The organism is Tenacibaculum litopenaei, assembly GCF_964514025.1.
Lineage (GTDB): Bacteria > Bacteroidota > Bacteroidia > Flavobacteriales > Flavobacteriaceae > Polaribacter > Polaribacter litopenaei.
The window spans coordinates 571,936-586,251 of the sequence record NZ_CAZEQT010000001.1 but is presented as its reverse complement, the minus strand read 5'-3'; the positions used below and the strand labels follow the sequence as shown (position 1 = coordinate 586,251).

The following is a 14,316-nucleotide window of genomic DNA, read 5'->3' as shown; positions in this document are numbered from 1 at the left end:
AGAACGGATGAGTAAATACACTGAAGACGATTTACGCGAGGAACTGAAAACCAAAGAATACGAATACGGTTTTTACACGGACATTGAGAGTGAAAAGTTTCCTAATGGGCTCAACGAAGACATCGTTCGTGCCATTTCTAAAAAAAAGAACGAACCAGAGTGGATGACTGAATGGCGTTTGGAAGCATTTAGAATCTGGGAACAAATGGAGGAGCCAGAATGGGCCAATGTACAGTACGAAAAACCAGATTTCCAAAACATCTCTTATTATTCAGCTCCTAAGAAAAAACCAAAACTCAACAGTTTAGACGAGGTAGATCCGGAGTTATTAGCGACATTTGAAAAACTCGGAATTTCATTAGACGAGCAAAAACGCTTGGCCAATGTAGCTGTTGATGTTGTAATGGATTCTGTTTCTGTTGCAACGACTTTTAAAGAGACCCTAGCTGAAAAAGGTATTATTTTTATGCCGATTTCAGAGGCTATACAAGAACACCCTGAATTGGTTAAGAAATACATCGGTTCTGTAGTTCCTACTACTGATAACTTTTACGCAGCCTTAAATTCTGCGGTATTCTCTGACGGTTCTTTCTGTTATATCCCGAAAGGAGTTCGTTGTCCTATGGAATTGTCTACGTACTTCCGTATCAATGAAGGAGGAACAGGACAATTCGAGCGTACATTGGTTATCGCCGATGAGAGCAGTTATGTATCGTACCTTGAAGGATGTACGGCTCCACAGCGTGACGAAAACCAATTGCACGCCGCAGTGGTTGAATTGATCGCCTTGGACAATGCGGAAATTAAATACTCAACAGTACAAAACTGGTTCCCTGGAGATGCTTCAGGAAAAGGAGGAGTTTTCAACTTCGTAACCAAAAGAGGACTGTGTGAAAACAATGCCAAGATTTCTTGGACACAGGTAGAAACGGGATCAGCCGTTACTTGGAAATACCCGAGTTGTGTGCTAAAAGGAAACAACTCTGTAGGAGAGTTCTATTCTATCGCCGTTACCAACAACTACCAACAAGCAGATACAGGTACTAAAATGATTCACTTAGGTAAAAACACGAAGTCAACAATCATTTCAAAAGGAATCTCTGCTGGTAAATCACAAAACAGCTATCGCGGATTGGTACAAATTGGACCACGTGCAGAAAATGCGCGTAACTTTTCGCAATGTGATAGTTTGTTGATGGGGAATGAGTGTGGTGCTCATACCTTCCCGTACATTGAATCGAAAAACAAATCGGCTCAAATTGAGCACGAAGCGACGACGAGTAAAATTGGGGAAGATCAGTTATTTTACTGTAACCAACGTGGAATTGATACCGAAAAAGCCATTGCACTTATCGTGAATGGATTTAGTAAAGAGGTACTCAACAAACTCCCAATGGAATTCGCAGTAGAAGCTCAGAAATTATTAGAAATCTCATTAGAAGGTAGCGTTGGATAAACTTCGCTTATAGATAAACAAAGTATAACAAAATCAATGCTGAAGGAACATACCGGAAGCACATAGCATAGAGATAAGATGTTAAAAATTGAAAACTTACACGCACAAGTAGAAGACAAGGCCATTTTAAAAGGAATTAACCTTGAAGTAAAAGCCGGAGAGGTTCACGCTATAATGGGACCAAATGGAGCAGGAAAAAGTACGTTATCATCAGTAATAGCAGGTAAAGAAGAGTACGAGGTAACTGCTGGAAATATCGAATTAAGCGGAGAAGACATCAGTGAATTAGCTCCTGAGGAGCGCGCACACGCTGGAGTATTTTTATCATTCCAATACCCTGTTGAAATTCCAGGTGTAACGGTTACCAACTTTATAAAAACTGCCATTAACGAATCACGCAAAGCTAAAGGAATGGACGAAATGCCAGCCAAAGACATGCTTAAGATGATTCGTGAAAAATCAGAATTGTTAGAAATCGATCGCAAGTTCTTATCGCGCTCTTTGAACGAAGGATTTTCAGGAGGTGAAAAGAAGCGTAATGAGATTTTCCAAATGGCAATGTTAGAGCCAAAATTGGCTATTTTAGATGAAACAGACTCTGGATTAGACATCGATGCCTTGCGCATTGTAGCAAACGGAGTAAACAAATTAAAATCAGAAGACAACGCTGTTGTGGTTATTACGCACTACCAACGTTTGTTAGACTATATCGTACCTGATTATGTACACGTTTTACACGATGGTAAGATTGTAAAAACAGGAGACGCTTCTTTAGCCTTAGAGCTCGAAGAAAAAGGATATGATTGGATTAAAGATGAAGTAAAGGCCTAAGCCCGATTCGTATTTATTGACATCACCTTTTACAATTACAAGACTACCATGGAGTTAAAAGAAAAATTATTATCATCATATGTTGCCTTCGAAAATCGAGTAAACATCAATTCAGATGTACACGCTATTCGCAGCAACGCATTACAAAACTTTGAAAACCTAGGCTTTCCAACGAAAAAAATGGAAGCTTGGAAATACACTTCGTTAAATTCAGTATTAAAAGAAGATTACAGCTTGTTTCCAGAGCACGATATCGCTATTGAATTAAACGATGTTAAGAAGTACTTTATCCACGATATCGACAGTTATAAAATCGTTTTTATCGACGGAAAATACAGTTCTTTCTTATCGGAAACTACGCATGACGGTATGGACGTATGTTTGATGTCTGCGGCTTTGACGAAAGCGAAGTACAAGCCAATTATTGAAAACTACTTCAACAAAGCGGCGAAACAAGACAATATGACTTCGTTGAACACCGCCTTCGCCAGCGAAGGAGCCTTTATTCACATTCCTAGAGGTGTAGAGGTGGAAAAACCGATACAAATTATCAGTTTTACTACTGGAAACGAGAACGCTACCCTATTACAACCACGTAATTTAATCGTCGTTGAGAACAATGCGCACGTACAAATTATTGAGCGTCACCAAAGTTTAACTGAAAATCCAGTATTGACCAATTCCGTTACGGAAATCTATACAGACGTACACGCAACAGTTGACTATTACAAAATTCAAAACGACCATAGCAATGCTTCTTTGGTTGACAATACGTATATAGAACAACAACGAGAAAGCGTTTGCTCGGTACATACCTTCTCTTTTGGAGGTAATATTACCCGTAACAACCTCAATTTCTACCAAAAAGGAGAACGTATCGATTCTATCCTAAAGGGAATTACGATCATTGAAGGAAAGCAGCACGTAGATCACCATACCTTAGTACACCATATTGAGCCAAATTGTGAAAGCCACCAAGATTATAAAGGTATTTACAACGAGCGCTCAACAGGAGTATTTAACGGAAAGGTTGTTGTTGAAAAGGAGGCTCAAAAAACCAACGCTTACCAACAAAACAACAATGTTTTAATCAGTGACAAAGCAACGATCAACGCAAAACCTCAGTTGGAAATTTTTGCTGATGACGTAAAGTGTTCTCACGGTTGTACTATTGGTCAATTAGACGATCAGGCGTTATTTTACATGCAACAACGCGGAATTCCTAAAAAAGAAGCACAAGCGCTGTTAATGTACGCTTTTGCCAATACCGTATTGGAAAGTGTAAAAATTCCAGAAGTTAAAAAACGTATCAATAAGTTGATTGCTCAAAAACTCGGTGTAAATATCGGATTTGATTTATAAGCATTCACTTACAAAATATACAAGGCCTTGAGAGTATTCTCAAGGCTTTTTTTAGTACGCTATTTTACGTACAAATCTGGCTGGATTCCCAACCCACAACTCCCCTGCCGGAACGCTTTTGGTAACCACACTCCCAGCACCTATCATTGCCCCAGCGCCTATAACTACACCTCCGAGTATGGTCGCATTTGCACCAATAGAAGCTCCTGCCGCTACCACTACTTTTTGATACTCCTCTAAATAGTGTTTGGACCTCGGGTACTTATCGTTGGTAAACGTTACATTAGGACCGATAAAAACGCGATCTTCCAAGCGACAACCCTCCCATAAAAACACGCCGTTCTTTATCGTTACATCATCGCCAACAACCACATTAGCTTCTATAAAAGTATGCGCACCTATATTACAATTACGCCCAATGTGCACTGCCTCCATAATCACACTAAACTGCCATATACGCGTGCCTTTTCCTATAGTCCGCGTCATAACTTCTGCTGTTGGATGGATTTGACATCCTAAATTTTTTCGTTCTTCCATGTTTTGTATTCACCTAATACCCATTAAAATACATAAAAAAACTGCCCGTAAACACGGGCAGTTCTATATTATTTAGGTTTACGACTATTTTCCAGCCAATTTCACAAAACTTTGTGAATATACAGCCTTATCAGTTTTCACCTCCATTAAATACACACCACTTTCCATATCTGTAATAGAAATTGATTTTGTCAATGCACCTTGCTGAACTACAGCACCCGTAACATTCACAATGCGATAGGTACCTGTTAACTCGCGTTCTGGTATTCTGATCTTAATCAATGAAGTAGCAGGACTAGGATATACCATTAAATCAGTAATCACTTCGGTAGTAGGCTTAAATTCTGCAACTTCCTGTACCAATTCGTTCCCTACACAGAAATTCTTAGTATCTGTACTTGTAAACTGTCCTCCAGATGCTAATACAGTACCTGAACTATTGGTTAACTTGTACGAACCATTTCCGTAACTACAGCAAATACCATCACCGTACGAATCTTTAAATACCAAGCTATAACACCCAGTTGCTAAAGTTTTGTTTACAGTTACCTTTGAACCGCTTGCCTGACCACTGTAATTACCTCCTGATGCAACTACAGAACCCGCACTGTTTTTAATTTCCCAGCTCGTTTCCGATGCGTAATTGTCAAAAGTAATTTCTAATGATACGGTGTCGTTTCCGCCACCACCACCAGAACCAGAGGTAGAAAGTGCAAACTTATCGATTGCCATATCTCCTTGCCAAGTAGTTCCCGTAGTTCCGTTAAAACGAAGTTTTACGTCCTTCCCTACATAACTCGTAAGGTTTACGCTCGCATTTTGCCAAGAGTTTCCTTGATTTCCTGACTTACTCCACACGCTCGTCCAAGTACTTCCTTTGTCGGTGCTCGCTTCTAACTTTAAGTTCCCCATACTTGCACTACCGTACATGTGGTATGCAAAAGTTACTGTGGCATTGCTCGCATTTTTTAAATTAAAACACGGAGAAGTTAATACCGCTGACTTATTTGAATAGTTTGGTGATGACGACTCCATATATACGTAATAGGTTCCTGCATTGGCTCCTGAAGGTCCAGTGTTATTAGAAGGAGTACCTCCTGAACGCACCGTCCAGTTAAAGTCATCACTCGTACTTTGTTGCCAATTACCAATGGTATTTTCAAACCCTTGGCTATACGGGAATGAACTCACAGTGTTAGCACAAGTTCCTCCTGGTGGGTTACCACCACCGCCACCGCTACCGGTACCGTTGGTTGGCATATCACTACCAATGGAAGAAATTAAGTTATCACAACGACCATACGATCCGTTTGGACAACCTCCTGTATTGTGAATTGCTATTACCAAGTTAGAATTGTAATCAAGTACTGGCGATCCTGAACTTCCTCCTTCGGTATCGGCGTAATAACGCACTTGTTGTCCTGAACCTGTTTTACTTTCAAAAACCTGTGAAAATCCACCTGCATTTGCATCGGTATCCGTTTTTACAGATATTTCTTTTCTTCTTCCTCCTGGATGTTGAGGAATGTAAATACGATCACCTTTCGCTGGTACTGCCGTACTCAAACTCAAGTACCCGTAAGTAGCTGTCGGATTGGTCGGTAATTTCACTAAGGTATAATCTAATGACGAATTCGTTTTGATAAACGTCGCTGAAGAAGCTACGACATCACGTGTTGCCTCACCTGAACCTGTACATCCTGAATATTGATAGTTAAAAATATAATCGGTGTTTTGCGCATTTGAAGCCGAACCAATACAGTGATTGTTAGTCATTAAGTGACCTTCGCTTCCCAATAGCCACCCCGTACACAACGAGCTACCACCAATTAATAAGCGACATACAGACTTGGCCTTTTCGTACATGGTAGTACCTTGGTAACAAGCGATTCTCTCTTTGTTATCGCTAGAACAGATAGAACGTATCTTTGCAGCCATCAATTTCTTCATGATTTTGTCTTCACTGTAACCATAGGCCACTTTGGTGATTTCAAATCCACGGTGCTTACCTGCTTTTCCAGAAGAATACAAGCTAACTACTACCTTATCGTCGAAAAGTACTCTCGACCAAAAGTCAGGAATCATCGTCATATTGTTATCGATAATTTTACCTTGACCACCGTAGATTAACGTTTCTTTAGAGTTCGCTCCTTGAACTTCTAGATAATCACCTGGTGCCAAATCAAAATTCTGAAAGTACAATTTGATATACGATGAATTTCTTGAAAAGAACTCCTTGCGATACACGAGTTCTTTATCGGTTTTACTCGATTTTTTTGAAAATCGTTGATAGGTTTTCGTGACTTTGATATCAGCCTCGAGTTCATCTCCAATTTTAAAAACTTCTTGAGCATTTAAGTTTCCCGCACAGAGAAACAGTGTGGTAAGAAGTACCACATTGAAAAAGTAATTTTTCATTATTAGAAGGGTATTTTGGTTAATTATTGCAACTAAGTTACTAATTACCAGAACAAAAACACAAAAAAAAATCAATTTTATCACAATAAAATTTACAAAGTCACGTTGGCTCTGGTCTCGTCTATTTTTAACACTAGGGTAAAAGTAGCCACTTCATTCTTTACATAAGCCTAAACCTCTATGTTGCTCAGTGGCCTAACTTCAAAAACCGATAAATCAACCCATTACCTTTATGAAACTAACCTTTCTAATTCCGTGCTTCACCACAATTCTTTTACTTGTGAGTTGCCAACCTTCAAATGTACAACCGTCAGCATCACAGCTCGCATTCAGCCACAAACCTCCTACCCAACAAGACATCGCCCAGCATCACGCGCCACTATTTTTTCAGGATGTAGATGTAACCGACCTCTTTGTTTGTCCAAATTCGTCGAAAACGGGAACGGCCGATTGGATAGCGCCTGTCAATTACGATGGAGATTGGGATGCCACTAACAATTGGGAACACCTCATTAACAAAGGTCGAGACCTCGGCAGCCTCAAAGGAACTGCATATATCAATTATGCCAGTACAGCCAGTCATTATTACTTCTTGTACGCCGTATATCACCCAAGAGATTGGGCCGACAGCCTGTGGTGCAGCTTAGACTCTCATGAAAACGATTTGGAAGGCGTGCTATTGTGTATTGAGAAACAAGACTCCCATCCTATGGGGATACTCCGCTACGCCGCTACTATTTATCATTCTGAGCGCAAATTATACCGTGCTCAAGACCTCCATTACCGAGCTTCTCACCCTAAATTCTTTATTCAAGCAAAAGGTCACGGTATTCGAAAGTACGAAGGTTTAGCTGATGAAGACGGCACTCATATCGTTTACCAAATTACGGAAGATGAACAAAAAGTACATCAGCCACTTGCAGGTAAAAATCAGCTTCCACAAACCGTGTATTACCATTTAGTCCCCACCAAAACTACCTTATGGGCACGACGCGACCAACCGCTGCTCTTTACCGGAAACAGTTTTAACGGAGATACCTATCGCGATAACGCTGCCCACGCTCCTTGGGGCTGGGGAAGTATCGGAACCGATCCCGCAGGATTTATCAAAGATAAATTTTCATTAAAAAGCTGGGATACCACCTATTTGACAAAAGACTTTTAGTAGGCGCTTTCATTTTTGCAAATAAGTTCTTAACTTTAAGTAGGCTATACAATGAAAGACCTTGTTCTGATCAATTTAACAAAACTTTAAAAAATGAAGAAATTCTACGTGTTTAGCCACTAAAGCGGAGTGTTTTAACCAAAAATGACAAAATTTTACGACAGTTTTTCAACTTAATTGTAATGTGTAAAACTTTTCTTCGTCCAAAGCACTATAGAATGTATTTATTACTAAACTGAAAAATTATGCGAAAAATTATTATTATCACCTGTCTACTTTTTATAAGTGTACAAGCGCAAGCTCAAACGGACGTTTTTGATGCTTTGCTAAAAACCTATGTCGACAAAAAAGGGAATGTCGATTACAGAGGATTGAGAAAAAACAGAGCTCTATTAGACATCTACCTCAAACACTTAGAAAAAACTATACCGGGTAAACGATGGTCATCTAACAAGGCAAAAGCCTTTTGGATAAACGCATACAACGCCTATACTATCAAGTTAATTTTAGATAGCTATCCATTGAAAAAAATTACAGATATCAAACGCAAAGGACGTAATGCCTGGAAGATTGAAATGGCTGTCATTGGTAAAAAAGCGTATTCACTTGACTATATCGAACACAAAATTTTAAGAAGATGGCATGACGATCCAAGAATTCACGTAGGAATCAATGCCGCATCAATATCAGGGCCACAGTTTGTAAACTTCGCGTTCACTGAGAAAAATATCAATAGCAAACTCGAAGAATTGATGAAGCGCTTTATCAATGACCCTACTAAAAATGTTATTGAACTGGATAAGGTAGCCGTTTCAAAAATATTTGAGTGGTATCAAGAAGATTTTACTATAAAATCCACTTTAATTGATTATATTAACAAATATTCCAAAGTAAAGGCAAATGACAACGCAGAAGTTGTATATTTAGACTATGATTGGAATTTGAACGAAAAATTAAAATAAATTGCGACTTATTAATTAATTCAATATAGAAAACAAAGTACCTAGTACTTTGTTTTTTTTTATCTGTGTTGATCGATGAGAATTCTATTGCCATCCGGATCTTCTAAGGTACCACTAGCAGGCCCGCTCGTAGAGCTAGCTATAGGCTTGTGAAACTGCAGTCCGGAAGCGCCTAGCTGCTCTTGAATTTCACGGATGTCGTCAAAAGTTGCTAACTCCGCGGCTTCCTGATCCCAACCAGGGTTAAAGGTCAGGATGTTTTTTTCAAACATTCCTTCAAATAAACCAATTAAAGTTTGCTCATTCTTCATAATCAAATACTTCATTTCCAAGGATCCTGCAAAAACAGTAAATCCCAATTTTTCATAAAACTCCTGAGAGACTCTTAAATCTTTTACAGCCAAGCTCACAGAAAAAGCTCCTAATTTCATATCTAACGGTTTTTGGTTACTCCTTTTGAATACGGTATTGCATTAACTCCTCATCGTCTCCGGGTATACGCGTCCATCCTACGAATTTCAAACCCAGTTTTTCAAGCAAGCGTTGTGATCCGGTATTTTCGGCGGTGGTAATCGCTTGCAATTCATTTACCTTAAACGCACTAAACGATTGTTTCAATAATTCTTTTGAGGCTTCAAAGGCATAGCCTTTCCCCTCGTACTCAGGTAAAAAAGCAAAACCGATGTCCAAGCCCTCCAAGCCCTCTCTATCAAATAGTCCACAACTTCCGATAGCTACTCCGTCGTCTTTGCGCACGACCACGTAATTACCAAAGCCTAAACGCTCGTGCTGAGGGAGCATTCTATCAATAATGTATTGGGTAGCCTGAGCTAAATCGTACACCTTTCTATCTCCAATATGTGCCAACCATTTCGGGGTATTCATCAAGGCTAGAAAAAAAGCAGCATCTGCAGTCGTTGCTAACTTCAAATACAATCGTTCCGTTTCGAATTCACTGAATTTTTTCATAAAGTTTTTCCTATAAAAATAAAAAAAATCCCGTTCTTTTTGAAGAACGGGATTCTATATAACTAGCTATGAGGCTCAGTTTACATTTCTAAAGCTTTCAACGGATTGTTATCCATTAATAATTCTACTGGGTTTTCTAGCGCTTCTTTTACAGCTACTAAGAATCCAACAGACTCACGACCGTCAATAATACGGTGATCGTATGACAAGGCTACGTACATGATAGGCTGAATTACCACCTCTCCGTTTACGGCCATCGGACGGTTTACGATATTGTGCATTCCTAAAATACCACTCTGTGGAGGGTTGATGATAGGTGTTGACAACATAGACCCGAATACACCTCCATTGGTAATGGTAAAGGTACCTCCAGTCATTTCATCAACAGTAATTTGCCCATCGCGTGCGCGCAACGCCAAACGCTTTACTTCGCTTTCCACTCCTCTAAAAGTTAAGTTTTCAGCATTTCTAATAACAGGAACCATCAATCCTTTAGGACCTGACACTGCTATAGAGATATCTTGGAAATCGTGCATTACTTTGTAATCTCCATCGATCATAGAGTTTACATCTGGGTACATTTTTAATGCGCGAACCACTGCTAACGTAAAGAAAGACATGAACCCTAAGCCCACACCGTGCTTTTCTTTAAACGCTTCTTTATATTGTTTTCTCAAGTCAAAAATTGGCTGCATATTCACCTCATTGAACGTGGTCAACATGGCAGTTTCATTTTTAACAGACACCAAACGCTGCGCAACTTTTCTACGCAACATTGATAATTTTTTACGTTCTGTAGTACGTGCTCCAGTTCCTGGAGTTCCCATAGAAGGCACTGCTTTTATTGCGTCTTCTTTGGTTACACGACCGTCTTTTCCAGTTCCTTTCACCTCTGAAGCGGCGATTCCTTTTTCAGCTAATACTTTTTTAGCTGCTGGTGAAGCCGTACCTGTTGCATAAGTATCCTTTACAGGAGCTGCTTGAGGTGCTTCTTTCTTTTCTTCCTTAGCTGGTTCTGCTTTTGGAGCAGCTCCACCTTCTGGCTTTGCAGCATCCATATCAATTAAACATACAACAGCTCCTACCGCTACTGCATCTCCTTCTTCAGCTTTTAAGGTGATTATTCCACTTTCTTCCGCAGGTAACTCTAACGTTGCTTTATCAGAATCTACTTCGGCAATCGGTTGATCTTTTTCAACATAATCACCATCTTCAACCAACCACGTTGCGATTTCTACTTCGGTAATTGATTCCCCCGGAGAAGGAACTTTCATTTCTAAAACCATCAGTTCTAAATTTTTATATCTGAATTATTTTATTTCTTTTAATTGTTGCCTTAGGGCACCTTTTTGATTAATCAAAAACCTGTGCTAATACTGCTTCGTGACGACGCTTGTATCTCGCACTTGATCCTGCTGCTGGAGCCGAGTGATATCCTCTAGAAGCACATTCTAACTTCACTAAGTCAAAACGCTCTAGCATATACCCCCATGATCCCATGTTCTTAGGCTCTTCTTGTGCCCATACATAGCGCTCAACATTTGGATATTTATTGATTACTTCTTGTATTTTATCGTTGTGTAATGGGAACAATTGCTCCAATCGTACTAAGGCTACATCTTCTCTACCGAGTTCTTCGCGTCTCGTCAATAAATCGTAGTAGAATTTACCTGTACAGAATACTAATTTCTTCACCTTTGTAGGCTCAATAGTATCGTCAATTACTTCTTGGAAACCTCCCGTTGCCAATTCCTCCATAGTACTTACCGCTTTAGGTAAACGCAACAAACTCTTCGGCGTAAACACAATCAATGGCTTTCTGAACTCACGTTTCATCTGACGGCGTAAAATGTGGTACATATTCGCCGGAGTTGAACAGTTAGCAATGGTCATGTTATCAACTGCACACGATTGTAAAAAGCGCTCAATTCTCGCTGAAGAGTGCTCTGGACCTTGTCCTTCATAACCGTGTGGCAATAATACTACCAATCCGTTTTGCAGCTTCCATTTATCTTCTGCAGAAGTGATGTACTGGTCAAACATAATTTGTGCTCCGTTGGCAAAATCACCAAACTGAGCTTCCCAGATTGTCAAAGTGTTCGGAGCCGCCATCGCGTATCCGTAGTCAAAACCTAACACCCCGTACTCTGATAAGTGCGAGTTGTAAATGGTCATGTTTCCTTTGTTATTAGGATTGGTGTTTAACAAGTTAATACGTTCTTCAGACACCTCATCTCTCAAAATAGCATGACGGTGTGAAAAAGTTCCACGTTCAACATCTTCTCCCGAAATACGAACATCGTAGCCCTCTTCTAACAAGGTACCATAGGCCAACGTTTCTGCCGTTCCCCAATCCAATTCGTTGGTTTCGAAAGCTCTCTTTTCTCTGTCCTTTAAAATACGTTCAGCTTTTCTTACAAACTTTACACCTTCAGGAACCGATGAAATCACTTTGGCAATACCGCGCAAACGCTCGAGGTCAAAAGTAGTATCAACAGGTTGCAGCATATGCTCCAACTGCTTACGGATAAATCCATTCCATACTTCTGGCATAAATTCGCTTACACGAGACACCTCTTGCTTTTTCGACTCTTCAAACTCTACTTCAAGCATGTTTTTGAATTCAGCCGTTTCTGCTTTGATGTATTCATCGTCCACAATTCCTTCAGCAATTAGTTTTTCACCGTAAATCAACTTCGGGTTCTTGTGCTTAGAAATTGCTTTGTATAAGGTAGGTTGTGTAAAACGAGGCTCATCACCTTCATTATGACCGTATTTTCTGTATCCTAACAAGTCGATAAACACATCGCGCTTGAACTTCATTCTAAACTCTACCGCCAATTGCATTGCGTGACAAACAGCTTCTGCATCGTCAGCATTTACGTGCAATACCGGTGACAAGGTTACTTTGGCAACGTCCGTACAGTAGGTACTAGAACGTGCGTCTAAGTAATTGGTGGTAAATCCGATTTGGTTATTCACGACCACGTGAATAGTACCTCCGGTTTTGTACCCGTTTAACTGAGCCATTTGCACTACCTCATACACGATACCCTGTCCTGCAATTGCAGCGTCACCATGTACTAATACCGGTAGAATTTTACCATCGTCTCCTTGATAATCTTGATCTACCTTAGCGCGAACAATTCCTTCCACAACAGCATCTACTGTTTCTAAGTGAGAAGGGTTCGGTACTAAGTTCATTTTTATTTCTTGTCCTTCCTTGTAGGTTTTACTCAAGGTAAGACCGAGGTGATACTTTACATCTCCATCGATATCTTTGTCTTCAAAATCTTTCCCTTCGAACTCGCTAAACAAATCGCGAACAGGCTTTTTAAAGATATTCACCAAGGTATTTAAACGCCCTCTGTGCGCCATTCCGAGCACGCATTCTTTGACACCGTATTTTTCAGCAGCGTCGCGCAATGCCATACTCAACCCTGGGATTAAGGTTTCACCACCTTCTACAGAAAAACGTTTTTGCCCAACGTATTTCGTTTGTAAAAAGCTCTCAAAACCAACCGCCTGGTTCAATTTCGAATAGATATACTTTTTAGTATCCGCAGAATAGTCAGGGTGATTATCGTTCTTATTCAAACGATTTTGCCACCACTTTATTTCTTCAGGATTTCGCAAGTACATGTATTCCACTCCAATACTATCACAATAGATAGCCTTTAAGTGGTTTATGATATCCGCTAGCGTTTTAGGACCAATACCTAAAATTTCACCAGCGTTAAATACTGTTGCTAAATCATCAGAGTTAAGACCGAAGTTTTCAATATCCAGTGTTGGTGAATACTTTCTTCTATCTCTTACGGGATTGGTTTTAGTAAATAAGTGACCTCGGGTACGGTACCCATTAATCAAATCGATCACTAAAAATTCTTTACGTACTTCTTCGGGGATTTGTACCGAAACTTCTTCATCGGTTAGCGAGTAGTTTTCATTTGCTAAATCATAACCTTGAAAAAAGCTCCTCCAACTTGGTTCTATCGCATCAGGATTTTTTTGATATTGTTCATACAAATCACCTACAAACCCTGCGTGTACTGCGTTTAAGAACGAAAACTTGTCCATATTTTTGTTATACTTTTCTTTATAATAAGAATAATGGATACAAAAGTACAACTTTTAACTGTATCCCACTTTTATTTTGATTTTATTTTGTCCTAACTTTTTACCCGCTTTGTATTGGGATTTTAAATTTAGCAAAAAAATCTTCACCTCTAACCATTTGATTTACAATAAATGCCAAAATATCTTTGTTTTTTTTCGTATTTTTGTTTGGTGATATCAAAAAAACGCCTAAATTTGCACTCGCATTTGAAACGAACACCGTTTTAAATTCCTCCTTAGCTCAGTTGGTTAGAGCATCTGACTGTTAATCAGAGGGTCCTTGGTTCGAGCCCAAGAGGAGGAGCAAAGGCAACATGGAAGCCGATAATTTCCATACTTACATATATATTCTTGAGAAATCGAGAAATTCCTCTTTAGCTCAGTTGGTTAGAGCATCTGACTGTTAATCAGAGGGTCCTTGGTTCGAGCCCAAGAAGAGGAGCAAAAAAAGACTAACATTTACGTTAGTCTTTTTTGTTTTAAGTTGGTACAGTTCC

11 protein-coding genes and 2 tRNA genes are annotated in these 14,316 nt (G+C 39.6%); 7 read left to right on the top strand and 6 right to left on the bottom strand.

What is annotated here, in order from left to right:
* Positions 1-7: 7 nt before the first annotated feature.
* The 3 genes from sufB to sufD all read left to right on the top strand — a co-directional run bounded on the left by sufB (position 8) and on the right by sufD (position 3,649).
* Positions 8-1,456 (top strand): Fe-S cluster assembly protein SufB, encoded by a 1,449-nt coding sequence (sufB, locus tag ACKTS5_RS02435; protein WP_408042240.1) that lies wholly within the window; start codon positions 8-10, stop codon positions 1,454-1,456.
* 78 nt (positions 1,457-1,534) lie between these two features.
* Positions 1,535-2,287, top strand: a complete 753-nt coding sequence (sufC, locus tag ACKTS5_RS02430) for a Fe-S cluster assembly ATPase SufC (RefSeq protein ID WP_408042239.1) — start codon at positions 1,535-1,537, stop codon at positions 2,285-2,287.
* Between the two features lie 48 nt (positions 2,288-2,335).
* On the top strand, positions 2,336-3,649 hold the full coding sequence (gene sufD, locus ACKTS5_RS02425) for a Fe-S cluster assembly protein SufD (protein WP_408042238.1): 1,314 nt from the start codon (positions 2,336-2,338) through the stop codon (positions 3,647-3,649).
* A 51-nt stretch (positions 3,650-3,700) separates the two neighbouring features.
* On the opposite strand, the gene ACKTS5_RS02420 is transcribed toward sufD, so the two are convergent.
* On the bottom strand, positions 3,701-4,186 hold the full coding sequence (locus ACKTS5_RS02420; RefSeq protein ID WP_408042237.1) for an acyltransferase: 486 nt from the start codon (positions 4,184-4,186) through the stop codon (positions 3,701-3,703).
* A gap of 84 nt (positions 4,187-4,270) precedes the next feature.
* A complete protein-coding gene (locus tag ACKTS5_RS02415; protein ID WP_408042236.1) occupies positions 4,271-6,604 on the bottom strand; it encodes a trypsin-like peptidase domain-containing protein in 2,334 nt (777 codons plus the stop codon).
* A 232-nt stretch (positions 6,605-6,836) separates the two neighbouring features.
* Between ACKTS5_RS02415 and ACKTS5_RS02410 the strand changes: the two genes are divergently transcribed.
* A complete protein-coding gene (locus ACKTS5_RS02410) occupies positions 6,837-7,769 on the top strand; it encodes a hypothetical protein (protein ID WP_408042235.1) in 933 nt (310 codons plus the stop codon).
* A 245-nt stretch (positions 7,770-8,014) separates the two neighbouring features.
* Positions 8,015-8,731: a DUF547 domain-containing protein gene (locus tag ACKTS5_RS02405; protein ID WP_408042234.1), complete on the top strand. Its 717-nt coding sequence runs from the start codon at positions 8,015-8,017 to the stop codon at positions 8,729-8,731.
* 59 nt (positions 8,732-8,790) lie between these two features.
* Here ACKTS5_RS02405 and ACKTS5_RS02400 read toward each other — a convergent pair whose 3' ends face one another.
* The 4 genes from ACKTS5_RS02400 to ACKTS5_RS02385 form a co-directional block, all read right to left on the bottom strand.
* Complete coding sequence (locus ACKTS5_RS02400) at positions 8,791-9,162, bottom strand: VOC family protein (RefSeq protein WP_408042233.1); 372 nt, start codon at positions 9,160-9,162, stop codon at positions 8,791-8,793.
* Positions 9,163-9,178: 16 nt separating this feature from the next.
* Entirely contained in the window at positions 9,179-9,700 is a 522-nt protein-coding gene (locus ACKTS5_RS02395; protein WP_408042232.1) for a GNAT family N-acetyltransferase, read from the bottom strand.
* Between the two features lie 80 nt (positions 9,701-9,780).
* Positions 9,781-10,986, bottom strand: a complete 1,206-nt coding sequence (gene odhB, locus ACKTS5_RS02390) for a 2-oxoglutarate dehydrogenase complex dihydrolipoyllysine-residue succinyltransferase (RefSeq protein ID WP_408042231.1) — start codon at positions 10,984-10,986, stop codon at positions 9,781-9,783.
* A gap of 67 nt (positions 10,987-11,053) precedes the next feature.
* Positions 11,054-13,819: a 2-oxoglutarate dehydrogenase E1 component gene (locus ACKTS5_RS02385; RefSeq protein WP_408042293.1), complete on the bottom strand. Its 2,766-nt coding sequence runs from the start codon at positions 13,817-13,819 to the stop codon at positions 11,054-11,056.
* A 230-nt stretch (positions 13,820-14,049) separates the two neighbouring features.
* Here ACKTS5_RS02385 and ACKTS5_RS02380 point away from each other — a divergent pair.
* Both ACKTS5_RS02380 and ACKTS5_RS02375 read left to right on the top strand, forming a co-directional pair.
* A tRNA-Asn gene (locus ACKTS5_RS02380) sits at positions 14,050-14,123 on the top strand.
* 64 nt (positions 14,124-14,187) lie between these two features.
* Positions 14,188-14,261: transfer RNA gene (locus ACKTS5_RS02375), tRNA-Asn, on the top strand.
* The last annotated feature ends 55 nt before the right edge of the window (positions 14,262-14,316 follow it).